Genomic DNA, 22,369 nt, shown 5'->3' on the forward strand with positions numbered 1-22,369 from the left:
AGCCATAGCAAAAGGAAGCACCCATGCTCCGTAAATCCCTTCGTCTCACTGCCCTGTGTGCCGGCCTGCTGTTGGGCGCCAACGCAATGGCTCTGGACTTGAGCAGCCTGTCCCAGGGCGACGCCAGCGGCGGCCTCAAGGACGCCCTGACCCAAGGCGCGCAGATCGCCGTGAAGCAATTGGGCGTTCCCGGCGGTTTCAGCAATAACCCGGAGGTGAAGATCGGCCTGCCTGGCAAGCTGGGAAAGGTCGCCGACAAGCTGAAAATGTTCGGCATGGGTGACCAGGTCACGCAGTTGGAAACCAGCATGAACAAGGCAGCGGAAACCGCCGTGACCCAGGCCCAGCCGATCCTGGTCAACGCCGTCAAGAACATGAGCGTGACCGACGCCAAGGGCATCCTCAGTGGTGGCCAGGATTCCGCCACCCAGTACCTGAACAAAAGCAGCCGCGAACAGATCCGCGCCAAGTTCCTGCCGATCGTCAAGGCCGCCACCGACAAGGTCGGTGTCGCCCAGCAGTACAACGCCCTGGCCGGCAAAGCCGCAGCCTTTGGCGCGGTGGACGCCAAGAGCGCCAACGTCGAAAACTACGTGACCGAGCAGGCGCTGGATGGCTTGTTCAAAATGATTGCCAAGCAGGAAGAAACCATCCGCGAGAACCCTGCGGCTGCGGCGACCAGTTTGGCGAAGAAGGTATTCGGGGCGCTGTAAACCCCGAGCGGAGCGTTCCCCGCAACCGGGAGCGCTCCTAATGCAGGACCGAACCAGCCAGACGCCCCATCATCAGTGTCGCAAAGCACCCGATTGCAATTGAGGTTGCCCGGTTAATCTTCAGGGGCGTCAGCCAAGTCTTGTTTGTACCGGTGATTCGGCTGCCAAACAGAATCCACGTGGAGCCCACCGGTATGATGACCAACGCCAGGGTGCTCATGAAGGCGGCATACCCGTGCAGGGTCACGAAGGCATCCATCGGCGCGATGAATGAAACGATCAGTAAGCCCTTGGGATTCATCACCGTCAGCAAAAAGAAAGACGGCCCTGAAAAGCGGTCGCGGTCAGGATTGCCTCCGCCATTCTTGCGCTGCCACAACGAGCAGGAGAGAAAGAGCAGATAGCATGCAGCGGCCAGTTGCGTCGCTTTAACCACCCACGGCGACCAGGCTGACAGGTAGAGCAGCGAGCCACCCCACACCGATACCTGTATCAGATACGCCACGCACTCGATGAACGCCAGCCGCCAGGACGCCATGAAGCCAAACAACACCCCTGCGCGCAGCAACAGCGTGTTGGTCGGGCCAGGCACTACCAACAGCAGCGCCAATGCAGAAACGGTTCCAAGCATGGGTAAATCCTCGGCGGGAAATGATATAGCGTTTTTCCACCGATAGCGCTACTGCGTCAGCGTGAAGGACCAGGCGACCGTCGCTATCATTAAAATCGCAAAGCTGACGTTGAGTACTCGGCTCCAAGTGGGATGGATGAATAATCGGCGCAACTTGCTCCCCGCAAATAACCATAGGAAATCGAACACCACGCAAACCAACAGACAAATCAAAGCCTTCATCGCTTGTTCCCAGGCTGGCGCCGTACCCAGGGTAAAACTGCCCAGCAGCGCCGCAAACGCGGCATAAGCCTTGATGTTGGCGGCTCCCAGAAAAAAACCGGCTCCCCAGCCTGGCGTGACGACGGCTTGTTCATCCTTGATGGGTGGCGCAGTTCCAATGCGATAAGCCAGCCAAACAATATAAAAGATGGAGAGGACGGTCAGCACCGTCGCCACTATCGGAAAGCTGTGCAACACCACATAGAGTCCCGTGGCAACCAATGTCATGGCAATCACCAAGCCCAGCGTAATCCCGGCGAAAAACCCAACCGAACGTTTCAGGCCATAAGCGGCGCCACTTGCCGCCAGTGCCAATGTTGCCGGACCGGGACTGGCGAGCAACGCGATGGCAGCGACGGCAAAGGTCAACGTGGCCTGATAAACGGAAACGACGGTGTCGGGCATATGAGCCTCCTTTGAGAATGACTAGCGGGGTAGTCCGTTCTCATGGCAGTAATAGACAGTTCTGAAGTTCTTCATGAAATCGATCACTCCGTTAGCCACCGCCATCGGATCCTCTTTATGCAGCAATACGCTGACAATCTGGTCGGCGATCCACGCCATCTCCCGCTCTTTCATGCCCAGCCGAGTCACTTCGACAGTACCCAGGCGAATACCCGATTCCTTGTAAGGGTCCGTATCCCACGGCAGTGGCATTTCGTTGGTAATGATATTGGCCGCCTCCAGGCGCTGCACGGCCTCACGTCCGCTGGCAAAAGGCTTTGAATCGATCACAATCTGATGAGTACGGGTGTAACCCTGCTCTCTATAAAAAGCGGTCACGCCCCTACGATCCAAGTGCGTGGCCAGCGCCTGTGCGTTACTCACGACTTGCTTCATATAAGCCTGCCCGTACTCCAGCATCTCGGTGGCAGCCACCGCGAGTGCCGCCACCCGGTTGATCTGGTGACTGCCGGTCAGCGTGGGGAAAATCGCCTCATGCACAGGTGCCGTCAACGCCGTCTCATTCCACACGATCACACCGCCCTGGGGGCCGCTGAACGTTTTTCCGGAAGAACCGGTCATCAGGTCCGCACCTTCCGCCAGCGGGTCCTGAAACAGGCCGGCACTGATCAAGCCCAATTGGTGGGCGGCGTCGAAGTAGACCTTTCCACCCCAGGGTGAAACGATGCCTTTGATGTCAGCCACCGGCAGGGGAAACAGGGTCAATGTCATGCCGAGGCCAATCACGGCTGGCTTGAGGGTTTGGGCAACTTCGCCCAAACGCGTGAGATCGATATCACTGGTCTTGTGCACAAAGGGAACATCCCAAACCTTGAGCCCCCTTACACCAGGCGGGCCATTGGTCCGATTGCTGGTATCGCCTCCCCTAATCACCGGTACGGTCATGACATTGTCTTCGGGACGGGTCAAAGCCGTGTACGCCGCCAGAACGGCTGCCATGCCCCCCATCAGCCGATGATCGGCGTGCTGGACGCGAAACGTGGTTTTCAATAATTCCACGCAAAGCGATTCCAGCTCGTCGATATTCTTCATACCGGAGAAAAAACGGTTGTCACGTCCAATATGCCCGCCCGAAGCGCGCGTGCCGACCTCACTGGACAGCAAGGCGCGCACGGACGGGCTGGTCGGTGACTCGGCGGCCACAAGGTTAATGCACTGCTGCCCGCGCCATTGTTCATTACGAACTACCGCCGCGCGAACCAGGTCAGCCATGGCCGCGTGCGACTGCGCCTGTTTGAGTAAGGTACTGGCGTGCTGCAAGCAGCGAATATCGTGCATGATCGTCATCCCGTGGGTGGAATTTCAGTGCTCTATGCCAGGCTTTTTGCAGCCTCTGCGTGTTGGTCTTCCCACCAGCGATCATTGCCGTGCAGGTTTCTGGAGAGATCTTTTTCAGCAGCCCATGTCATGTTCAGGATGATGCGAGTGGCATCTTCATTCAGTGGAATTGTGCGGTGCAGCGTGGTATCCGTGCGCAGGAAATAAATATCCCCTGTCGTGAAGCCATAAGTGGCAATCGGGTTACTGCACAACAGTTCGTGAATCCTGGGATTGGATTTATCCCATGAGGTATGAGGCACACATTGCAACATGCCGCCCTTGGCGATGGGAGGTGTCTCAATGATCCAGATCAACGCGAAACTGTAGTCACCCCAATGCCAGCCATGGGTATCGCCTTTGCGCTCCTGCTTTGTGATCAGGAACTCCTCATCCTGGGAAACGGAAGCGACGATCCGCGTGTTGGCGATTAAAGACAACGTGCCGAGTAGCACGTCGGATTTGGACAGCGCACCGATCAACGGGCTGTTTTCAGCAATAAATTCACTGCGTACCACGCTCATGTAGCGCGGTGTGTTATCGGTTGTTGCCAAGTGCAGGTCACGACGTTCGAGTTGGCGCTCGATCAGACTATGGACATCCGCAGTTATTGTTTCGCGTAATGCGTCATCGACGATATCGCGCAATTTTATAAAGCCATTACGCGAAAATTCATTACGCAACGCAAACACTCTTTTTTCGGAAAAATTATCGGCATGGTATTGTTGCAGACGAGCCTCATCAAGTACGTAGTTCATTTGAATTCCTCGATAAATAGATTAAGTCAAAAAAACAACACAGTACTGCGCATGACTGCACAAAAACCATAGGCAGGATACTTAAAAAAATCCATTCTTTTTTGAGGGATCTGTGGTATGTAATAATTTCACGCTATTTCATCAATGTTCGTAAGGTCTCCCTAATGAAAAAGCTTACAAAGAGCGGCCATAAATTAGACTCTATTGATAGCGCGCTGATTGTTGCCCTTCATCAGAACGCACGCACGTCTATTCGCGCACTGGGTCGTCAGGTGGGTCTGTCCGCGCCAGGTTGCAGCGAGCGCCTCAAGCGTTTGGAGGTGGCGGGTATCATCGTCGGGTTCGGCGTCGAACTGGGCGCCGAGGCATTGGGGTATGTACTGCAGGCACTAGTCAGGGTTAAACCCCTGACGGGAAAGTTCCAGGAGGTGGAACAGTTACTTACAAACATGAGCGAATGCGTGGTGTGCTACAAAATAACCGGAGAAGACAGTTTCGTTTGCCATCTCTATACAGAGTCGGTGGGACATTTGGACCTGACGCTGCAAAAAATCACGCCACTGGCCGACACCAATACGTCAATTATTAAAACGGTCGACAAAAAGCTACCCAACTTCTAGATAATTAGAGTGGGCGTCATTCAGGCTTTAAAGCAGTTATTGGATTTCAGGCATTTCCCACTTTTCCCAACGTTCATCAGGCGCATGCGTATTACACACGCCTCATAGCCAATACCCCTTTGTTATGGCCGAGCCTCGTTCTTGACGCGAAACCATCCAGCATACAGCGCCGGCAGAAACAACAACGTCAACGCCGTCGCCACGATCAACCCACCCATGATCGCCACTGCCATCGGCCCGAAGAACACACTGCGCGACAGCGGAATCATTGCCAGCACCGCCGCCAGGGCGGTCAGCACAATCGGGCGGAAGCGTCGGACGGTGGCTTCGATGATCGCTTGCCACGGTGCCAGCCCGGCCTTGATGTCCTGTTCGATCTGATCCACCAGAATCACCGAATTGCGCATGATCATGCCGGACAGGGCGATGGTGCCCAGCATCGCCACGAAGCCGAAAGGCTGGCGGAATACCAGCAGGAACAAGGTCACACCAATCAGCCCCAACGGCGCGGTCAGAAACACCATGGCCGTGCGCGAGAAGCTGCGCAGTTGCAGCATCAGCAGGGTCAGCACCACCACGATAAACAGCGGCACGCCGGCCTTGACCGAGTTCTGGCCACGGGCCGAGTCCTCGACCGTACCGCCGACCTCCAGCAGGTAGCCATCCGGCAGCTCGGCACGCACGCCTTCGAGGGTCGGCAGGATCTGCTGGACCAACGTCGCCGGTTGCTCCTTGCCATAGATGTCCGCGCGGACGGTCACCGTTGGCAAGCGGTTGCGGTGCCAGATGATGCCCTCTTCGAAGCCGTATTCGAGGGTGGCGATCTGTGACAAGGCTACGCTCTTGCCGTTGGCGGTAGGCACGGCCAGGCTGGGCAGCAATGACAGTTCGGTACGTTCCTGCACAGTGCCGCGCAGGAGAATCTCGATCAACTCGTTGTCCTCCCGGTATTGACTGACGCTGGAGCCGGTCAACGAACGCTGCAGGAATTTCGACAGGTCGGCCGTGCTCACGCCGAGGGCACGGGCGCGGTCCTGGTCGATATTGAGGTAGACGATCTTGCTGGGCTCTTCCCAGTCCAGGTGCACATTGACCACATGGGTATTCTCGCGAACCCTGGCCGCCACTTTGCGTGCGAGGGCACGCACCTCTTCGATATGCTCGCCAGTCACGCGAAACTGCACCGGGTAGCCCACGGGCGGGCCGTTTTCCAGACGCGTGACCCGTGAACGCAGGTCGGGGAATTGTTCGTTGAGGGTTTCGATCAGCCAAGTGCGCAGGGTTTCACGCTCCTCGATGGTTTTAGCCACTACGACAAACTGGGCAAAACTGGCGGCCGGCAACTGCTGGTCCAGCGGCAAGTAAAAGCGCGGCGAACCGGTGCCCACATAGGCCACGTAGTTGTCGATGCCGGCGTGCTCCTTGAGCAGCGCTTCCAGGCGCTTGACCTGCTCTGCGGTGTTGCTCAATGAGGTGCCTTCGGCCAGCTTCAGGTCAACCATCAGTTCCAGACGGCCGGACGCCGGAAAGAACTGCTGTGGCACGAAACGGAACAGGACGACCGAGCCGATAAACAGCAGCAAGGTCAGCACAATCACGGTTTTACGCCGCCGCACGCACCACTCCACCACGCGTCTGACGCGCTGGTAGAAAGGTGTGCCGTAGGGATCCGGGCCATCGGTGCCGTGCTTGGCTGCGTGAATCTTCGCCAGGTCCGGCAGGAGTTTTTCGCCCAGGTAAGGCACGAACACCACGGCGGCGACCCAGGAAGCGAGCAACGCAATGGTCACTACCTGGAAAATCGAACGGGTGTATTCGCCGGTGCTCGACTGCGCGGTGGCAATCGGCAGGAAGCCCGCCGCCGTGATCAGCGTACCCGTGAGCATCGGGAACGCGGTGCTGGTCCAGGCGAAGCTGGCGGCCTTGAGCCGGTCATACCCCTGCTCCATTTTGATCGCCATCATTTCCACGGCGATGATGGCGTCATCCACCAGCAAGCCCAACGCCAGCACCAGGGCCCCAAGCGAGATCTTGTGCAGGCCGATGCCGAAGTAATACATGGTGGCGAACGTCATCGCCAGCACCAGCGGAATCGCCAGGGCCACTACCATGCCGGTGCGAACGCCGAGGGAGAAGAAACTCACCAGCAGCACGATGGCCAAGGCTTCGGCCAACACCTGCACGAATTCGCCAACGCTGGTTTTCACCGCCGCCGGTTGGTCCGACACCTTGCGCAGCTCCATGCCCGCCGGAAGGTTCTTCTGCAGGCGTGCGAACTCGCCCTCCAGCGCTTTGCCCAGGACCAGAATGTCACCGCCGTCACGCATGGCCACGGCCAGGCCAATGGCATCCGCCCCCATGAAGCGCATGCGCGGTGCCGGTGGGTCATTGAAACCACGGTGGATCTCGGCCACGTCGCCGATGCGCAAGGTTCGGTCACCTACGCGTAACGGGAAGTCGCGGATTTCTTCGACGGTCTGGAAGTTACCCGACACCCGCAGTTGCACGCGTTCGCTCGGCGTTTCAAAGAAGCCGGCGGTGGAGACCGCATTCTGTTCCTGTAATGCCTGTTGCACCGCCGCCAAGGGCAAGCCGAGGGTGGCGAGTTTGAGGTTGGACAGTTCGATCCAGATCTTTTCGTCCTGCTGGCCGAGCAGCTCGACCTTACCCACATCCGCTACACGCTGCAGTTGTATCTGGATGCGGTCTGCGTAGTCCTTGAGCACGGCGTAGTCGAAACCATCGCCGGTCAGCGCGTAGATATTGCCAAAGGTGGTGCCGAATTCATCGTTGAAAAACGGCCCCTGGATATCCGGCGGCAAAGTCTGGCGGATGTCGCTGATCTTCTTGCGCACCTGGTACCACAACTCAGGGATCTGCGCCGAATGCATGGCGTCGCGCGCTATAAACGTGACCTGGGACTCACCGGGGCGCGAGAAGGAGACAATGCGTTCGTACTCACCGGTCTCCATGAGTTTTTTCTCGATGCGTTCGGTGACTTGCCGCGAGACCTCCTGGGCTGTCGCGCCGGGCCAGTTGGTCTTGATCACCATCGCCTTGAAGGTGAACGGTGGGTCTTCACTTTGTCCCAGCTTGGAGTAGGACAAGGTGCCGACCACGGCCAGCAGGATCATCAGGAACAGTACGATCTGGCGATTACGCAACGCCCATTCAGAAAGATTGAAACCCATCGGGGACTACTCCTTGGCCGCCAGATTCACCACACGGTTGGAGCGATCCACCGGGCGCACTTGCTGCCCCTCGTGGAGCACATGCACGCCGGCGGCGATGACCCAATCGGTCGGGGTCAGGCCTTCGAGCACCGGGACAGTTTTTTCCCCAAAGGCGCCGATGCGAACCGGCACGCGCTCGAGGGTGTTGCCTCGCTGCACCCGCCAGACATAGGACGCACCGTTCTCGGCGCTGACGGCGGACAGCGGCACTGACAGCGGGATAACACCGTCAGCCTGTATGAACACGCGAGCGCTCTGGCCCAACTCAGCCGGGACCTTGCCGCCGGTGAACGCCACCCGCGCAGCAAACGTACGCGATTTCGGGTCGGCCGCCGGCGACAGCTCACGGATACGTCCGGCAAAGCGCTGGTCGGGCTGGCTCCAGAGTTCAACCGATACCGGCTGACCGATCTTGAAGCGACCAAAACCCTGTTCCGGCAGACTGATCAGCACTTCGCGTTCGCCATCGGTGGCCAGGGTGAATACGGTCTGGCCGGCGGACACCACCTGGCCGACCTCCACCGCGCGCCTGGCCACCAACCCGTCCTGTGGCGCACGCAGCACGGAATAACCCGCCTGGTTGCCGGCCACGTCGAACTCGGCCTTGATCTGCTTGAGGCGTGCAACACCTGCCCGGTAGAGGTTTTCGGCGTTGTCGTACTGGGAACGGCTGACCATCTGACGGTCCATGAGGGTCTTGTAGCGGTCGCGCTCGGCGCGCACCAGGCTCAGGTTGGCCTCGGCGGCGGCGACTTGGGCGCGGCTTGCTTCCAGTTGCAAGCGCACATCCTGCGGGTCGAGTTCCGCCAGTGCCTGGTTGGCCTTGACCCGCTCGCCCTCCTCCACCAGGCGCTTGCTGACTTTGCCGCCGATGCGAAAGGCCAGGTCCGGCTCATAGCGGGCGCGCACTTCGCCGGGGTAGCTGTCCATCGACTGCGAAGAAAGCTGTGGCTGCACCACCATTGCCGGGCGGACGGCGGTCTGGACCGCTTCCTCATGGCCGCAACCGGCCAGCAGGAAGACCAGGCTGATAGGCAACGCAAAGGGCAGGAAAGTGCTGCGCATGCTGTAGGACCTTTCGCAAATGAAGCTAGGAATAATTATACTGGCGGGTATGTTATTAATACCAAACTCACCAGTCCAGTATTAAAGGTGAAAATGTCCGACAATCCTGTAAACACCAATAGCCCCGGGCGCCCCAAGGACATGGCAAAACGCCAGGCTATTCTCGACGCCGCGAAAAATCTGTTTTTGAGCAATGGCTACGCCAGTACCAGCATGGATGCCGTAGCACTGGAGGCCGGCGTGTCGAAACTGACGGTCTACAGCCACTTCAACGACAAGGAGACGCTGTTTACCGCTGCGGTGGTGGCCAAGTGTGAGGAGCAACTGCCGGTGATGTACTTCGAGCTGCCCGCGGACATGCCCGTAGAGACTGTGTTGTTGAATATCGCGCGGGGGTTCCATCGCCTGATCAACAGCGAAGAGTCGGTCAACCTGCATCGCCTGATGATGACCACCGGCAACCAGGACGTGAAACTCTCGCAGATCTTCTTCGAGGCAGGGCCCATGCGCATGCTGCAGGGCATGGAGCGCCTGCTCGGCAAGATCGACCAGAGCGGCGCGCTGAGCATCGACAAACCCTTTACGGCGGCCGAGCATTTCTTCTGCCTGCTCAAAGGCACTGCGAACTTCTGCTTGTTATATGGCTGCGGTGGGCAGTTGAGTGAAGAAGCTGCCGAGGAGCATGTGCGGGAGGTGGTGGGGTTGTTTATGCGGGCTTATCGGCCTTGAAGCCCCGCGATAAGCATAGATCTCTATACATTATTTGTAGTGAGCGGGCTCGCCCCGCGCTGGGTGGCGAAGCCGCCCTAAACCGGCCGGCGCATTCTTGCAGGTAGAACTCAGGCGCCTAGTTTTGGGGCGGCTTCGCCACCCAGCGCGGGGCGAGCCCGCTCACTACAGAAAGTTGTGCAGATATCCAGGCCTTCTCAAGACCAGAGAAGTCTCAAGGCTTGAGCGCCTTCTTTGGGTAGATGTCATACCGGCTGGACTTGCCATCCAGCGCATGGCTTGGCTTGGGCCCCTCAATGCACGGCGCCTTGCGTGGACGCTTGACCACCACGCGGTGGCTGGCCAGGGCCAGGGCAGCGGCCAACAGCGCGGGGGCATCCGGATCGTCGCCGACCAGCGGCCGGAACAGACGCATTTCCTTCTTCACCAGGGCGGTTTTCTCACGGTGTGGGAACATCGGGTCGAGGTAGATCACCTGGGGCGGCTCGCCTTCCCAACTGCGCATCACGTCGATGGAGTTGCCCTTGAGCAACTTCATGCGCGCGACGATGGGCGCCACCTCACCATCCTGCGCACCGCGCGCCAAGCCGTCTTCGAGCAGGGCGCCGATCAGGGGTTGGCGCTCGATCAGGCTCATCTCGCAGCCCAGGCTGGCCAGCACAAAGGCGTCCTTACCCAGGCCGGCCGTTGCATCAAGCACCCATGGGCGCACGCCTTGGGCGATGCCCACGGCCTTGGCGATCATCTGCCCGCTGCCGCCGCCATAAAGGCGTCGATGCGCCGCGCCGCCTTCGACAAAGTCCACACGCACGGGCCCTGGCGCATCCGGCCCGAGCTGCTGCAATTGCAGTCCATGCTCTCCAACCTGCAAGGAAAAGTCCGCATCCGCTACCGCTAACGGCAAGCCAAGCTGCTGCGCCCATTGCTCGGCACGGTGCTTGAACCCTTCGCCCAAGGCCTCGACCTGGATGCGGCTGGCCGCTGGTTGTTCGCTCATCAATCGCTACGCTCAAAAATATTAAGGATCGGCCAATACCGGCCGATAAAAACAACAGTCAGGTATTTTGCCAGAGCTGAGCGTCGACCGAGAAAAATGTCAGACATTCTCCCCCTAACCATCGGTGTACTGCCGACCCACAACCACTACGGCCTGCGCAATACTCAAGCGCTGGCCGGGGTGAGTCATGTGTGGCAGGACTTCTTCGCCCGGGCATTGGCCGAGCAGCTCGGCGATACGCCGGACGCGCTCACGGTTCGAGCACCGGCTGCAGTGGACCCGGCGGTAGAACCCAGCGAAGGCGCCGACCTGCTGTCGCAGATCCTCACCCAGCGTGAGTGCGACGTAAAAGACACCGAGATCGCCCCGCCGGAGCCGTTGTTCCTGCCAATCGCCGAGTTCGAGACCGAACTGCTGCCGCCGGCCGCCACGCCGTTCCCGGCAGAAGAAAGCGTCGCCCAGCAACACCAGCAGGACTTCGAAAGCGGCTGGGTACGGCCGATCGTACTGACCGCCGGCCTTCCATTGCCGGAACCGGGTCCGGCGCCGCAGCCACGCCCATTGCACCTGCCCATCGCCGAATTCGAGTTGGACCTGCTGCCTCCCGCCGCCACGCCGTATCCGACCGAAGAGCTGATCGCGCAACAAAAAGCGCTGGACTTCGATTGCTACTGGGCACGCCCGCTGGTCGCCCACAACCTGCGCCTGGCCGCTTGAATCTCAGCGACACACCCACCAACGCCCCATGTCCAGATGAAAATGATTGCGGTGCGCCGCGTTGTAGTCGGGGCCCAGCACCACGTTGAAATTGTCGCAGGCTCCCTCGCGCACCCGGCGCAGGAACCGTGCATTATCGCCCTCCCCCGGCCAATCCTTGAGCACACTGATGCTGCGCCCATCCGCCAGGCGGAAACCGGCGATGTCCAATGCATTCGCCGAGGCATGCTGGCTGAGTCGTCCGTCGGCACGGTTATACATATTTCGGCAGGCAAAGCTGCCGAGGTGATCGACCCGGGTTACCGCCTGGCCGAATATCGCCTGGGCAGCTGGCTGCAGGCTGTGGCGCTCGAACAGGGCAAAGGCCACCGCCAGCGGGCAACTGGCGAGAAAGCTGCTGCTTAGCCCAACCGCCGCGCCCTGTACGCGCAAGGTGTTGCGCAACGGGCAAGCGGCATCGGCAGGCGAATCGGTCTGGTGGCTGACGCGCAGGCCCGATGTTTTCAGCACCTGGTCGCACAGTGCCGGGTCGTCCTGCAGGCGCCCCAGCTTATAGCGCGTCAGCAGGTTCGGGTTGGCGCGCACATCAAGCGGCGCCCACGGGTTCCACTGTGCAGGCAGCGGCACCCAGCCGCGCCAGACGCCAACGGCAAAAACACCCGCCAGGATCAGCAGCACGCCAACCATGTTGAAGAAACGCACCGCCTACCCCTTGAAGAACTGGTTGGCCTGACTGAACGGCATCTTGCGCTCGGTAAAAGTGAATGTACCCAGCTCATACATTTCCCGGGCCGCGCGGTAGAACTCACCATAGGCGGCCAACGCCAGCGCCGAGCCGACGCTGATCCGCCGTACGCCCATTGCGCTGAGCTGCGCGACGCTGAGGTTCAAGCCGCCGGACATCAACACATTCACCGGCTTGGGCGCCACCGCCTTGACCACTGCGAGCACCTCCTCGGCAGTGCTCAGGCCCGGCGCATACAACACGTCGGCCCCGGCCTCGGCGTAGGCTTGCAGCCGGCGGATGGTGTCCGGCAAATCCAGGCGCCCATGCAGGAGATTTTCCGCGCGGGCCGTCAATGTAAAGGCGAATGGCAGGCTGCGGGCGGCGGCAACGGCGGCTTCCACGCGCTCGACGGACAAGTCGAAAGGATAGATCGGGCCGGCGGCAATGCCTGTGGCATCTTCGATGGAGCCGCCGACGATACCGGTGGCAGCGGCACGCAGGATGGTCCGGGCGCAGCCTTCGGGTGCGTCGCTGAAGCCGTTTTCCAGGTCGGCGGCCACCGGCAACGCAGTGGCCTGGGCGATCATGCCGGCATTGAGCAACGTGTCTTCCAAGGACAACGCCCCCTCCGCATCGGGCCGCGCCAAGCTGAACGCGTAGCCCGCACTGGTGGTGGCCAAGGCTTCGAATCCCAGGCTGGCCAGCATCACGGCGGAGCCTGCGTCCCACGGGTTGGGCATTACGAATGCACGGTCGCGCTCATGCAAGGCCTTGAAGGTGTCGGCGCGAAGGGTTTGGGCATCCATGTCGGGCTCCTGGGCGGAAAAGGAGCCCTAGAGTAACCCCAGTTGCTCCGCTACGGGAGCTCGATCCAGGGTTGCCAGTGGCGGCAGGTCAGGCAGGCGTGCCATCAATTGATCGTGGAAACGCAGGGCCAGTTGCGCGGCGAGGCGGTTGTCCGAGGTGTGCAGGAACACGTAAGGGGTGCGGCCTTCTTCGATCCAGCCCGCGACCTTTTCGACCCAGGGCTTGAGGAACGGGTCGTTGGCTTCCAGGTCGGGATGGCCGATAAAACGCACTTGGGGAAACTGCGTCAGCGCGGCCGGACGGGTTGGCACCTTGGGCTTTCTTGACTGCGCATGCAGCACCACCGGCGAGGTGGAAGTGCAACTGAACAACGCACGTGGATCCAGGCAAATCCGTTCGACGCCACGGTCACGCAACAAACGGTTGAGCCTGCGTTCGGCATCGCCCTTGGCGAAGAATTCCGAGTGCCGCACTTCGACGGCCATAGGACGCTCGACCCCATCGATGAAGCCTGCCAACTCGCCCAGGCGCTGCGCCGTGAAAGTCGCGGGCAGTTGCAGCCAGAGCGGCGAAACCCGCTCACCCAGAGGGCTCATCAACCCGACGAAGCTCTCGGCAGCCGGCAATTGCTCGATCAGGTTGCCGCTGTGGCTGATATCGCCGGGAAACTTGGCGGTGAAGCGAAAATCGGCAGGCATGATCTCGGCCCAGCGCTGCACAGTAGCGGCCGAGGGTCTGGCATAAAACGTGGTGTTGCCTTCAACGGCATTGAAGACTTGGGAATACAGCGCGAGGTAATCGGTGGAACGCGCATCGGCCGGGTACAGGTAGTCGCGCCAGGCGTTTTCGCTCCAGGACGGGCAACCGAGGTAGTAAGGCAGACGCATCAGATGTGGATGTCGAGACCCAGCACTTCCATATCCCATTCGACAAAACCGGCGGTGGTCAGGTAGCTGGCCAGGGCGGTGGCGACGCTTTTGCTCATTGAGCGCGGGAAGACCATGTCTTGCTGACGGGCGGGAAGACCGCTGATACGTGCTTGAGCGTTGGCTTGAGCGTTGGCTTGAGCCTCGGATTGGACTTCGATGAAGTCCGGCGAATCCTCGACGGACTCGTCTACCGTGACGTTGGCCTTTCGCGGCTTACGCTTGACGGGGTAGGACGGTGAGGAAAATCCATCTATACGCATATATGCGAACTCGGCATCAGTGATGGCATTTTAGTGGCGACTTCCGTTGCGCGCAAATGCTCTGGTGATAACTAGAACACATAATTTGAAAAAGGTTTAAAAACGGGGGCAGATTCTGACGATTGGTGCCGATTAGCGGCGCGTTTACGATTTTAGAGATGTTTGGCGGCTCAATGCGGGATAGCTCTGGTGTCCTGTGGTCAGGGAATTTGTTCCGTGGCGGCCTTCGGGCCGACTATGTATCTGGGGTGGAACGAGTACATATCCATTTCTACGGTAACGGCGACTGTTGGTTCCGCCCTTACGGCGGGTCACTTTTGGAAGAGCGCCAAAAGTAACCAAAAACGCATCGCCCCACCACTCGGCACCTCGCCTAGGCTCGGTGTGCCCGAACGAAGGCTTGAATCCGTGGGCCGCCGGATTCAAGCCTGCGCTCGGCCAGCGTGGTTGACGGGGCGCCTAAGACCAAAATCAAAAGCAGATCAAAAGCAGTGGATACCTACCGAATGCATCTGAATGAATGAAGATCTAAATGTGGGAGCGGGCTTGCTCGCGAAGGCGGTGTGTCAGCAATTACATTGGTAACTGACCCACCGCCTTCGCGAGCAAGCCCGCTCCCACATTTGAACCGAGATCGACATACCAAACCGGTCGGCTCTAAGGCCGCCGCGCTTTGGCTTTGATCGGGGATCGCCCCGTAAAACACGCTGGCCGAACGCAGGCTTTGGAGCGTGGGTAACCCGGCAGGACGCCGGGTTAGCCGCACTGGGCCATGGATGGCCCATTGCGGCGGCCCACGCTCCAAAGCCGGAGTGAGGGCATGCCGAGCCTAGGCGAGGCACCGAGTGTTGGGGCGAAGACCTTTTGGTTACTTTTGGGTCTTTCCAAAAGTGACCCGCTGTAAGAGCGGAACCATAAGCCGCCGTGACCGCAGAAATGGATATGTACGCGGTCAAACCCAACTACAGGCTCGGCCCGAAGGCCGCCACATAAATAAGCCCGATCAATTAAAGACCACGCTCAGCCTTGGTCTGCGCCACCTTATCCCGCAGGTAAACCGGCGCAGCCTCATCGGCTGGAATCGCCTCCCCCCGCTCAAACGCAAACCGCGCCAACATCAGCAGATCCTCGGCATGAGGCAACATTGCAGCGTCCTGGCCAACCAAAGGCACAGCAATGCGTTGGCCATAACCCCAACCAGTACCAGCACCAAACCACTCGCCGCCGACATCCAACGGCAACACGGACGATTCCGGTGGCTGCACCGCTTCTACGCCGACAAGACGCATCTCCCCAGCCGTTTCACGGTAGCACCCCCAATAAACCTCATCCATGCGCGCATCGATCGCCGCCGCCACCTGGGAAGCTCCGTGTTCACGCAACGCACGCTGGGCCAGTACGGCGAGGTTGGACACCGGCAATACCGGGCGCTCCAGCGCAAACGCCAGGCCCTGCACCACGCCGATGGCGATGCGCACGCCGGTAAACGCACCCGGCCCACGACCGAAGGCGATGGCATCGACCGCAGCCAGCGTAATGCCTGCGTCCTCAAGCAGTTGCTTGATCATGGGCAACAGCTTCTGCGCGTGCAGGCGCGGGATCACCTCGTAGTGGCTCGTGACCTTGCCATCGTGCAGCAGGGCTACGGAGCAAGCTTCAGTCGCGGTGTCCAGGGCCAGCAGGGTGCTCATCGGTGTCGGTGTCCAAGTCAAAAAAAGTGCGCCAGTATAAACAACAACGGCCCGCAAGCGGGCCGTTATCCGTGAAGCCGGTCGTGCGGTCAGCTCAGCGCTTGCAGCACTTTGGCAGTGATCGCTTCAACCGAGCCGACGCCAGGAATATGGCTGTACTTCGGCTTGCCCTGGGCGGCGGACAGCTTCTGGTAGAAGTCCACCAGCGGCTTGGTCTGGGAGTGGTAGACCGACAGGCGATGACGCACGGTTTCTTCGGTGTCGTCTTTACGCTGCACCAGGTCTTCACCGGTGACATCGTCCTTGCCTTCAACCTTCGGCGGGTTGTAGACAACGTGGTACACGCGGCCCGAGCCTTCGTGAACGCGACGACCGGCAATGCGCTGCACGATCTCTTCATCTTCAACCGCGATTTCAACCACGGCATCCAGCTCGACGCCTGCCTTTACCAAGGCTTCAGCCTGGGGAATGGTGCGTGGGAAGCCGTCGAACAGGAACCCGTTCTTGCAGTCTTCCTGGCTGATGCGTTCCTTGACCAGATTGATGATCAAGTCATCGGAAACCAGGCCGCCGCTGTCCATCACGCTCTTGGCGATCAGGCCCAGCTCGGTGCCGGCCTTGACGGCCGCACGCAGCATGTCGCCGGTGGAGATTTGTGGAATGCCGAATTTTTCAGTGATGAACTTTGCCTGAGTACCTTTACCGGCCCCGGGAGCTCCCAGCAGAATGACGCGCATTGATGTGCTCCTCAATTTTTTATAGAGATGACGCTCGGATTCGCCGCATGGGGCCAATCTCGTAAAATATGGCGTGTAGAAATTTGGGTCCAGGCCGCCCAAACGGCCAAAGGCTGATCAAGATACACAGCAGGCCCTATCCGTACAAGCCGCCAAAAGTCGCAGGAACCTGCGCCGCACATGCGCCATAGGTAGGGTGTACCTGGGTGCAACCCGGCCCGTTAAACAACGGCCGCCCTTTTCAGGGCGGCCGTCGCGGTTTATTCGCAAGCTATTGAGAACACGCCAAAAACCTCAGCCGGTGTTACGCAAACCGGCGGCAATACCGGCCACCGACACCAGCAGCGCCTGTTCCAGAGGGCTGTCCTGCGCCGCTTCCTGCTGGCGCGAGCGCGCCAGCAACTCGGCCTGCAGTAAGTGCAAGGGGTCGAGGTAGGTGTTGCGCAGGCGGATGAACTCCAGGGTGTCCGGGCTGTGCGCCAGCAGTTGCGACTGACCCGTCAGGCCAAGCACCACGCCGCATGCCTGCGACAATAGGTCGCGCAAATGCACACCCAACGGCAGCAGGTCCGGCTGCACCAGGCGCTCGTCATACAGGCGGGCGATATCGGCATCGGCCTTGGCCAGCACCATCTCCAGCATGTCGATGCGGGTACGGAAGAATGGCCATTGCTCGCGCATCTGCCCCAGCAGTTCGCCTTCGCCGCGCTCCAGGGCCTTGCTCAGCGCCGCTTCCCAACCGAGCCAGGCCGGCAGCATCAGGCGGGTCTGGGTCCAGCCGAAGATCCACGGAATTGCGCGCAGGCTTTCAATCCCGCCAGCACGGCGCTTGGCCGGACGGCTGCCCAACGGCAAGCGGCCCAGTTCCTGTTCCGGGGTGGACTGGCGGAAATACTCGACGAATTGCGGATTTTCCCGCACCACCGCGCGGTACGCGCTGACCCCGTCTGCCGCCAATTCATCCATCAAATGACGCCAGGCCGGCTCTGGAGGGGGAGGTGGCAACAGGGTCGCTTCCAATACCGCCGCGAGGTAAAGGTTGAGGTTCTGCTCGGCAATATCCGGCAGGCCGAACTTGAAGCGGATCATTTCACCCTGCTCGGTGGTACGGAAACGTCCCGCCACCGAACCCGGCGGCTGCGACAGAATCGCCGCGTGGGCCGGGCCGCCGCCACGCCCGACGGTGCCGCCACGGCCGTGGAACAACAGCAGTTCCACTTGTTGTTCGCGGCAGATATCCACCAACCGCTCCTGCGCACGGTATTGCGCCCAGGCCGCAGCGGTGGTGCCGGCGTCCTTGGCCGAGTCCGAGTAGCCGATCATCACTTCCTGCGGGCCTTGCAAACGCGTGCGATAACCCGGCAGCAGCAACAACTGCTCGATCACCGGGCCGGCGTTATCCAGGTCGGCCAGGGTTTCGAACAGTGGCACCACGCGCATCGGCCGTTGCACGCCCGACTCTTTAAGCAGCAGTTGCACCGCCAGCACGTCCGACGCAGCGCCGGCCATGGAGATGACGTAGGAGCCCAAGGACGCGGCGGGTGCGGCGGCAATTTCCTTACAGGTGTTCAGCACCTCGGCAGTGTCGGCAGAGGGTTTGAAATACCCCGGCAACAGAGGGCGACGATTGGCCAGCTCCTTCATCAGGAAGCTGATGCGCGTCTCTTCGTCCCAGTCTTCATAGCGACCCAGCCCGAGATAGTCGGTGACCTCGGTCATGGCCGCCGAATGGCGGCTTGAGTCCTGGCGCACATCCAGCCGCACCAGGAACAACCCAAAGGTCACGGCTCGGCGCAGACAGTCGAGCAACGGGCCATCGGCAATCACGCCCATGCCGCACTCATGCAGCGACTGGTAGCACAACTGCAGCGGCTCCAGCAGTTCGCGGTTGTCCTGCAGCACCTCGGCCGGCGCCGGTGTGCTGCTGCTCAACGCGCTGTGGGCCCACTGGCGCGTGGCGCGCAGGCGCTCGCGCAATTGCTTGAGCACGGCGCGGTAAGGCTCGACGCTGTTGCCGACCTTGGCCTGCAGGGCCGGGCTGGCTTGCTGCATCGACAGTTCGGCCGCCAGTTGATCGACGTCGCGCAGGTACAGGTCGGCGGCCATCCAGCGTGCCAGCAGCAATACTTCGCGGGTGACCGGCGCGGTGACATTCGGGTTGCCGTCACGGTCGCCGCCCATCCATGACGCAAAGCGAATCGGTGCAGATTCCAAGGGCAAACGCAGACCGGTAGCGCTGTGCAACGCCTGGTCAGCCTTGCGCAGGTAATTGGGGATGGCGTGCCACAGCGAATGCTCGATCACCGCAAAACCCCACTTGGCCTCGTCCACCGGGGTGGGCCGGGTGCGGCGGATTTCTTCGGTGTGCCAGGCTTCGGCGATCAAGCGTTGCAGGCGCTGGCGGATCTGCTCGCGCTCGGCGGTCGTGAGGTCACGGTGATCCTGCAGCGCCAGTTGCGCGGCAATGGCATCGTACTTCTGGATCAGGGTGCGGCGCGCCACTTCGGTGGGGTGGGCGGTAAGGACCAGCTCGATCTCCAGTTGCCCCAACTGTCGGGCCAGGGATTCGTTGCTGTGGCCTTCGCTTTGCAGGCGGGCCAGCAACTCCGGCAATACGCGGGATTCGAACGGCGCGGGTTGCGACTCATCGCGCCGGTGGATCAGCTGGTACTGCTCAGCGATATTGGCCAGATTGAGGAACTGGTTGAATGCGCGGGCAACCGGCAGCAGTTCATGTTCTTGCAACTGGTTGAGGCGAGTACTCAGTTCATCGCCAGCTGTTTTCTCGGAAATGGCGCCGCGGCGATCCGCCTTGGCGCCTTTACGGATTTGCTCGATCTTGTCGAGAAAATCATCGCCGTACTGCTCTCGAATGGTGTTGCCCAACAGCTCACCCAGCAGGTGAACGTCCTCACGCAAGCGTGCATCGATATCACTCATCAGCCAATCTCCAGCCAGAAATCCGGGACGCGCAGGTCTGCCAGAGTGCCGCCAGCGCCCCTTTATGACAAGACTTTAAACCTTGTCGGTTGCAGTGAGTCTCATGACTGAGTCGCTCGTGTTCATCCATGGGAGCGGCTGGTCACTCATCACCGCCCGCTATCGCCGGCTTTATTGAGGTTGCCATGAAAATCCGAGAACTGGCCCAGCATTGGGAAGAGAACGCCAAGGGTCGCTTGACCAAAACCGAGTACGCGATCCACTTGGACGTGGAGTCCGCCGCGAGGCTGGCGGCCATTGCCGAGATGTACCCTAAGCGCCACCCCGAAGAACTGCTCGGCGAGCTGATCGGCGCCGCCCTTGAAGAGCTGGAAGCCAGCTTTCCCTACATCAAGGGCCAACAGGTGATTGCCACCGATGAAGAGGGCGATCCGCTGTATGAAGACGTCGGCCCTACGCCACGCTTCCTGAGCTTGTCGCGCCGCTATCTGAATGACTTGTCGGCCAGTTCCGACGAACAGAAACACTGACGCCCTCCCGCAACACCCCTGTATTCCGGGCCTCAAATGGGCCCGGCATACCCCTGCGCAAGGCAGAAGTTCCAATTTTTTACCCTGACCAATCAGTCAAAATATTTTTTCAGGCAATTCGCCACCTCCGCTGAACTTTTGAAAAAAGCCTCCGGTCACAGCCAGTAAGCCATCACTTGGAACGGCCGTTTTAAAAGGCACTTGTAGCTTTACCGCCAGGGCCGCAGCCGCCCCCCCAGTGACATGGATTTAATGTTTTTCAGGAGTTATCCAATGGAGTTGAAGACGATGAAGACCAGCACTGCCAAATCCTCGTTTAATCACCTGCGCGGGCTTAAATTGGCCGCGCTGGCAATCGGCACCAGCTTCGTTCTGGCGGGCTGCGCCGGCAACCCTCCGACCGAGCAGTACGCGGTCACCCAGTCTGCAGTGAACAGCGCCGTCAGCGCCGGCGGCACCGAGTACGCTGCTGTAGAAATGAAGTCGGCCCAGGACAAGCTCAAGCAAGCCGAGATTGCCATGCACGACAAGAACTACGACGAAGCCCGCCGCTTGGCTGAACAAGCCGAGTGGGACGCTCGCGTCGCAGAGCGCAAGTCCCAGGCCGCCAAGGCTGAACAGGCCGTGAAGGATTCTCAGAAGGCTGTTGACGAGCTGCGTAAGGAAGGCATGCGCCCGGCTGCTATCCAGCAGAAGTAAGGCGCTTGCTGTGACCTAACCGCACCTGATATCGAATTGAAAGGACGACACGACTATGCGTAAACAATTGATGATCCCTGCCCTGCTGGCGATGAGCGTTGCACTGGCGGCTTGCTCCACTCCGCCGAACGCGAACCTGGAAAACGCACGGACCAACTTCTCCGCCCTGCAGACCAACCCGCAGGCCACCAAGCTGGCGGCGCTGGAAACCAAAGACGCCAGCGAATGGCTGGACAAGGCTGACAAGGCCTACCGCGATAAAGAAGACCAGAAGAAAGTCGACCAGTTGGCCTACCTGACCAACCAACGCGTTGAAGTGGCCAAAGACACCATCGTGCTGCGCGAATCCGAAGCCAAGCTCAAAAACGCCGGCGACGAACGCGCCCGCGCATTGCTGGACGCTCGCGATGCGCAAATCAAGCAACTGCAAGACAGCTTGAACGCCAAGCAAACCGATCGCGGCACCCTGGTGACCTTCGGTGACGTGCTGTTCGCCACCAACAAGTCCGACCTGAAATCCAGTGGCCTGGTCAACATCACCAAGCTGGCCCAGTTCCTGCGCGACAACCCGGACCGCAAAGTGATCGTCGAAGGCTACACCGACAGCACAGGTTCCGACTCGTACAACCAGAGCCTGTCGGAGCGTCGTGCGGCTTCGGTACAACGTGCACTGGCTCAACAAGGCGTGGACATCTCGCGTATCGTGACCCAGGGTTATGGCAAGGAATACCCGGTTGCCGACAACACCAGCGTGTCGGGCCGTGCCATGAACCGTCGCGTCGAAGTGACCATTTCCAACGACAACCAGCCGGTCAAGCCACGTTCGTCGATGGCGAACTGATTTGATTGAAGCGGTATGAAAAACCCACCTTACGGTGGGTTTTTTTACGGCTTGTCTAACTCAATCGTACGCGCCGTGTGGTAGTCCGGCATATTTATCTTCGAACTATAACTATTCTCTGACGGCGTGTGCGCCTGCTGCTGATCCTTTTTCTGCTTGACGTAGCTGCGCTCCAGCGCCTCATGCGTCCTGACCATGTTCAACATATTGCGTATCGCAACATTATCTATCGCCACTTTCTCGGCCCCGCTCGGTATAAATCACAACGCTATCTGTGGCTAGTGACACAAAACGGTTCCAGCTATACACGTCATTGGGGTGGAGGAATTTGAATCTGTCCGCCACCGCTGCCAGATCCAGTCTGCTGCCCGCCGCCTGCGCCTGGGCTCTGCTTAACCTGAGCGGCTTGCCGGCTCAGGAGCGCTTCCAATTCCACTTCTTCGGGGCTTTTCCCCGTACCGTGGCTCCCCCCACCCGCCTGCGAGCCGCCCACGCCTTGAGCTTTTTGCTGCGCAATCAGATTGATCAACGCTTTGATGCGCTGGTTGATTTCGTCTGGTTCAACGGATTGCTGACCAGCTCCCTGGGTATTGCAATGACCCTGGCAAGAAGCAATTTTATCAAGCATATAGATGACTCCAGTTTGAGTGACTGCGTTGACTTAACCTGCGCTGCTGTGCAGTTCAAAATCTGTGGTAGCTC

The 22,369-nt window shown here is 59.9% G+C and carries 22 protein-coding genes; 7 read left to right on the forward strand and 15 right to left on the reverse strand.

Translation table 11 applies throughout. The annotated features are described in order from the left end of the window. The first annotated feature begins 23 nt into the window (after positions 1 to 23). Positions 24 to 713, forward strand: a complete 690-nt coding sequence (locus ACLH0H_RS02815) for a DUF4197 domain-containing protein (protein WP_411380886.1) — start codon at positions 24 to 26, stop codon at positions 711 to 713. 37 nt (positions 714 to 750) lie between these two features. Here the strand turns inward: ACLH0H_RS02815 and ACLH0H_RS02820 are convergent, their stop codons facing one another. Genes ACLH0H_RS02820 through ACLH0H_RS02835 form a run of 4 tightly spaced genes read right to left on the reverse strand, consistent with a single transcriptional unit; the run spans position 751 to position 4,145 of the window. Continuing rightward, entirely contained in the window at positions 751 to 1,344 is a 594-nt protein-coding gene (locus tag ACLH0H_RS02820; RefSeq protein WP_411380887.1) for a LysE family translocator, read from the reverse strand. A 48-nt stretch (positions 1,345 to 1,392) separates the two neighbouring features. Continuing rightward, on the reverse strand, positions 1,393 to 2,010 hold the full coding sequence (locus ACLH0H_RS02825; protein WP_411380888.1) for a LysE family translocator: 618 nt from the start codon (positions 2,008 to 2,010) through the stop codon (positions 1,393 to 1,395). 21 nt (positions 2,011 to 2,031) lie between these two features. Further along, positions 2,032 to 3,348 (reverse strand): serine hydroxymethyltransferase, encoded by a 1,317-nt coding sequence (gene glyA, locus ACLH0H_RS02830; RefSeq protein WP_411380889.1) that lies wholly within the window; start codon positions 3,346 to 3,348, stop codon positions 2,032 to 2,034. 32 nt (positions 3,349 to 3,380) lie between these two features. Next, on the reverse strand, positions 3,381 to 4,145 hold the full coding sequence (locus ACLH0H_RS02835; protein WP_411380890.1) for an ArpA protein: 765 nt from the start codon (positions 4,143 to 4,145) through the stop codon (positions 3,381 to 3,383). 164 nt (positions 4,146 to 4,309) lie between these two features. Between ACLH0H_RS02835 and ACLH0H_RS02840 the strand changes: the two genes are divergently transcribed. Then, positions 4,310 to 4,765, forward strand: coding sequence for an Lrp/AsnC family transcriptional regulator (locus tag ACLH0H_RS02840; RefSeq protein ID WP_411380891.1), 456 nt, complete (start codon positions 4,310 to 4,312; stop codon positions 4,763 to 4,765). 122 nt (positions 4,766 to 4,887) lie between these two features. On the opposite strand, the gene ACLH0H_RS02845 is transcribed toward ACLH0H_RS02840, so the two are convergent. Further along, entirely contained in the window at positions 4,888 to 7,956 is a 3,069-nt protein-coding gene (locus ACLH0H_RS02845) for an efflux RND transporter permease subunit (RefSeq protein WP_411380892.1), read from the reverse strand. 6 nt (positions 7,957 to 7,962) lie between these two features. Then, the gene (locus ACLH0H_RS02850; protein ID WP_411380893.1) at positions 7,963 to 9,063 is read right to left on the reverse strand and encodes an efflux RND transporter periplasmic adaptor subunit; all 1,101 of its coding nucleotides are present in this window, start codon (positions 9,061 to 9,063) and stop codon (positions 7,963 to 7,965) included. Positions 9,064 to 9,156: 93 nt separating this feature from the next. On the opposite strand from ACLH0H_RS02850, the gene ACLH0H_RS02855 reads away from it, so the two are divergent. Next, positions 9,157 to 9,792 carry a TetR/AcrR family transcriptional regulator gene (locus ACLH0H_RS02855; protein WP_411380894.1) on the forward strand — a complete coding sequence of 212 codons (636 nt, stop codon included), beginning with the start codon at positions 9,157 to 9,159 and terminating at the stop codon, positions 9,790 to 9,792. Between the two features lie 214 nt (positions 9,793 to 10,006). Here ACLH0H_RS02855 and ACLH0H_RS02860 read toward each other — a convergent pair whose 3' ends face one another. Then, positions 10,007 to 10,789: a class I SAM-dependent methyltransferase gene (locus ACLH0H_RS02860; RefSeq protein ID WP_411380895.1), complete on the reverse strand. Its 783-nt coding sequence runs from the start codon at positions 10,787 to 10,789 to the stop codon at positions 10,007 to 10,009. A gap of 96 nt (positions 10,790 to 10,885) precedes the next feature. Between ACLH0H_RS02860 and ACLH0H_RS02865 the strand changes: the two genes are divergently transcribed. Continuing rightward, positions 10,886 to 11,506 carry an energy transducer TonB gene (locus tag ACLH0H_RS02865; RefSeq protein WP_411380896.1) on the forward strand — a complete coding sequence of 207 codons (621 nt, stop codon included), beginning with the start codon at positions 10,886 to 10,888 and terminating at the stop codon, positions 11,504 to 11,506. Between the two features lie 3 nt (positions 11,507 to 11,509). On the opposite strand, the gene ACLH0H_RS02870 is transcribed toward ACLH0H_RS02865, so the two are convergent. The 7 genes from ACLH0H_RS02870 to ppc all read right to left on the reverse strand — a co-directional run bounded on the left by ACLH0H_RS02870 (position 11,510) and on the right by ppc (position 19,597). Then, a complete protein-coding gene (locus ACLH0H_RS02870; protein ID WP_411382489.1) occupies positions 11,510 to 12,193 on the reverse strand; it encodes an extensin family protein in 684 nt (227 codons plus the stop codon). An 18-nt stretch (positions 12,194 to 12,211) separates the two neighbouring features. Further along, positions 12,212 to 13,039, reverse strand: a complete 828-nt coding sequence (locus ACLH0H_RS02875) for an isocitrate lyase/phosphoenolpyruvate mutase family protein (protein WP_411380897.1) — start codon at positions 13,037 to 13,039, stop codon at positions 12,212 to 12,214. Between the two features lie 27 nt (positions 13,040 to 13,066). Continuing rightward, positions 13,067 to 13,927 carry a DUF72 domain-containing protein gene (locus tag ACLH0H_RS02880; protein WP_411380898.1) on the reverse strand — a complete coding sequence of 287 codons (861 nt, stop codon included), beginning with the start codon at positions 13,925 to 13,927 and terminating at the stop codon, positions 13,067 to 13,069. Beyond that, a complete protein-coding gene (locus tag ACLH0H_RS02885) occupies positions 13,927 to 14,229 on the reverse strand; it encodes a hypothetical protein (protein WP_411380899.1) in 303 nt (100 codons plus the stop codon). The genes ACLH0H_RS02880 and ACLH0H_RS02885 overlap by 1 nt, the downstream gene beginning before the upstream one ends. 1,007 nt (positions 14,230 to 15,236) lie before the next feature. Further along, a complete protein-coding gene (tsaB, locus tag ACLH0H_RS02890; RefSeq protein ID WP_411380900.1) occupies positions 15,237 to 15,920 on the reverse strand; it encodes a tRNA (adenosine(37)-N6)-threonylcarbamoyltransferase complex dimerization subunit type 1 TsaB in 684 nt (227 codons plus the stop codon). An 89-nt stretch (positions 15,921 to 16,009) separates the two neighbouring features. Further along, complete coding sequence (adk, locus tag ACLH0H_RS02895) at positions 16,010 to 16,657, reverse strand: adenylate kinase (RefSeq protein ID WP_003172225.1); 648 nt, start codon at positions 16,655 to 16,657, stop codon at positions 16,010 to 16,012. Positions 16,658 to 16,951: 294 nt separating this feature from the next. After that, entirely contained in the window at positions 16,952 to 19,597 is a 2,646-nt protein-coding gene (gene ppc / locus ACLH0H_RS02900; RefSeq protein WP_411380901.1) for a phosphoenolpyruvate carboxylase, read from the reverse strand. 185 nt (positions 19,598 to 19,782) lie between these two features. On the opposite strand from ppc, the gene ACLH0H_RS02905 reads away from it, so the two are divergent. From ACLH0H_RS02905 to ACLH0H_RS02915, 3 genes are all read left to right on the forward strand, one after another. Next, positions 19,783 to 20,127 (forward strand): pilin assembly protein, encoded by a 345-nt coding sequence (locus tag ACLH0H_RS02905; RefSeq protein ID WP_076955094.1) that lies wholly within the window; start codon positions 19,783 to 19,785, stop codon positions 20,125 to 20,127. A 288-nt stretch (positions 20,128 to 20,415) separates the two neighbouring features. Continuing rightward, entirely contained in the window at positions 20,416 to 20,826 is a 411-nt protein-coding gene (locus ACLH0H_RS02910) for a DUF4398 domain-containing protein (RefSeq protein ID WP_173390380.1), read from the forward strand. A 55-nt stretch (positions 20,827 to 20,881) separates the two neighbouring features. Beyond that, a complete protein-coding gene (locus ACLH0H_RS02915; protein WP_411380902.1) occupies positions 20,882 to 21,667 on the forward strand; it encodes an OmpA family protein in 786 nt (261 codons plus the stop codon). A 310-nt stretch (positions 21,668 to 21,977) separates the two neighbouring features. Here ACLH0H_RS02915 and ACLH0H_RS02920 read toward each other — a convergent pair whose 3' ends face one another. After that, a complete protein-coding gene (locus ACLH0H_RS02920; RefSeq protein ID WP_411380903.1) occupies positions 21,978 to 22,295 on the reverse strand; it encodes a hypothetical protein in 318 nt (105 codons plus the stop codon). Positions 22,296 to 22,369 lie beyond the last annotated feature (74 nt).

Origin of the sequence: Pseudomonas sp. MPB26, from assembly GCF_046605355.1 — a bacterium.
Lineage (GTDB): Bacteria > Pseudomonadota > Gammaproteobacteria > Pseudomonadales > Pseudomonadaceae > Aquipseudomonas > Aquipseudomonas cedrina.

Bases quoted from the DNA above. Each gene is read 5' to 3' on its own strand.
- ACLH0H_RS02880 (WP_411380898.1), bottom strand. From the start codon at position 13,927: ATGCGTCTGCCTTACTACCTCGGTTGCCCGTCCTGGAGCGAAAACGCC.
- ppc (WP_411380901.1), bottom strand. From the start codon at position 19,597: ATGAGTGATATCGATGCACGCTTGCGTGAGGACGTTCACCTGCTGGGT.
- glyA (WP_411380889.1), bottom strand. From the start codon at position 3,348: ATGCACGATATTCGCTGCTTGCAGCACGCCAGTACCTTACTCAAACAG.
- ACLH0H_RS02820 (WP_411380887.1), bottom strand. From the start codon at position 1,344: ATGCTTGGAACCGTTTCTGCATTGGCGCTGCTGTTGGTAGTGCCTGGC.
- ACLH0H_RS02850 (WP_411380893.1), bottom strand. From the start codon at position 9,063: ATGCGCAGCACTTTCCTGCCCTTTGCGTTGCCTATCAGCCTGGTCTTC.
- ACLH0H_RS02815 (WP_411380886.1), top strand. From the start codon at position 24: ATGCTCCGTAAATCCCTTCGTCTCACTGCCCTGTGTGCCGGCCTGCTG.
- ACLH0H_RS02840 (WP_411380891.1), top strand. From the start codon at position 4,310: ATGAAAAAGCTTACAAAGAGCGGCCATAAATTAGACTCTATTGATAGC.
- ACLH0H_RS02835 (WP_411380890.1), bottom strand. From the start codon at position 4,145: ATGAACTACGTACTTGATGAGGCTCGTCTGCAACAATACCATGCCGAT.
- ACLH0H_RS02885 (WP_411380899.1), bottom strand. From the start codon at position 14,229: ATGCGTATAGATGGATTTTCCTCACCGTCCTACCCCGTCAAGCGTAAG.
- ACLH0H_RS02845 (WP_411380892.1), bottom strand. From the start codon at position 7,956: ATGGGTTTCAATCTTTCTGAATGGGCGTTGCGTAATCGCCAGATCGTA.
- ACLH0H_RS02865 (WP_411380896.1), top strand. From the start codon at position 10,886: ATGTCAGACATTCTCCCCCTAACCATCGGTGTACTGCCGACCCACAAC.
- ACLH0H_RS02825 (WP_411380888.1), bottom strand. From the start codon at position 2,010: ATGCCCGACACCGTCGTTTCCGTTTATCAGGCCACGTTGACCTTTGCC.
- ACLH0H_RS02870 (WP_411382489.1), bottom strand. From the start codon at position 12,193: ATGGTTGGCGTGCTGCTGATCCTGGCGGGTGTTTTTGCCGTTGGCGTC.
- ACLH0H_RS02855 (WP_411380894.1), top strand. From the start codon at position 9,157: ATGTCCGACAATCCTGTAAACACCAATAGCCCCGGGCGCCCCAAGGAC.
- tsaB (WP_411380900.1), bottom strand. From the start codon at position 15,920: ATGAGCACCCTGCTGGCCCTGGACACCGCGACTGAAGCTTGCTCCGTA.
- ACLH0H_RS02920 (WP_411380903.1), bottom strand. From the start codon at position 22,295: ATGCTTGATAAAATTGCTTCTTGCCAGGGTCATTGCAATACCCAGGGA.
- ACLH0H_RS02915 (WP_411380902.1), top strand. From the start codon at position 20,882: ATGCGTAAACAATTGATGATCCCTGCCCTGCTGGCGATGAGCGTTGCA.
- ACLH0H_RS02875 (WP_411380897.1), bottom strand. From the start codon at position 13,039: ATGGATGCCCAAACCCTTCGCGCCGACACCTTCAAGGCCTTGCATGAG.
- adk (WP_003172225.1), bottom strand. From the start codon at position 16,657: ATGCGCGTCATTCTGCTGGGAGCTCCCGGGGCCGGTAAAGGTACTCAG.
- ACLH0H_RS02910 (WP_173390380.1), top strand. From the start codon at position 20,416: ATGAAGACCAGCACTGCCAAATCCTCGTTTAATCACCTGCGCGGGCTT.
- ACLH0H_RS02860 (WP_411380895.1), bottom strand. From the start codon at position 10,789: ATGAGCGAACAACCAGCGGCCAGCCGCATCCAGGTCGAGGCCTTGGGC.
- ACLH0H_RS02905 (WP_076955094.1), top strand. From the start codon at position 19,783: ATGAAAATCCGAGAACTGGCCCAGCATTGGGAAGAGAACGCCAAGGGT.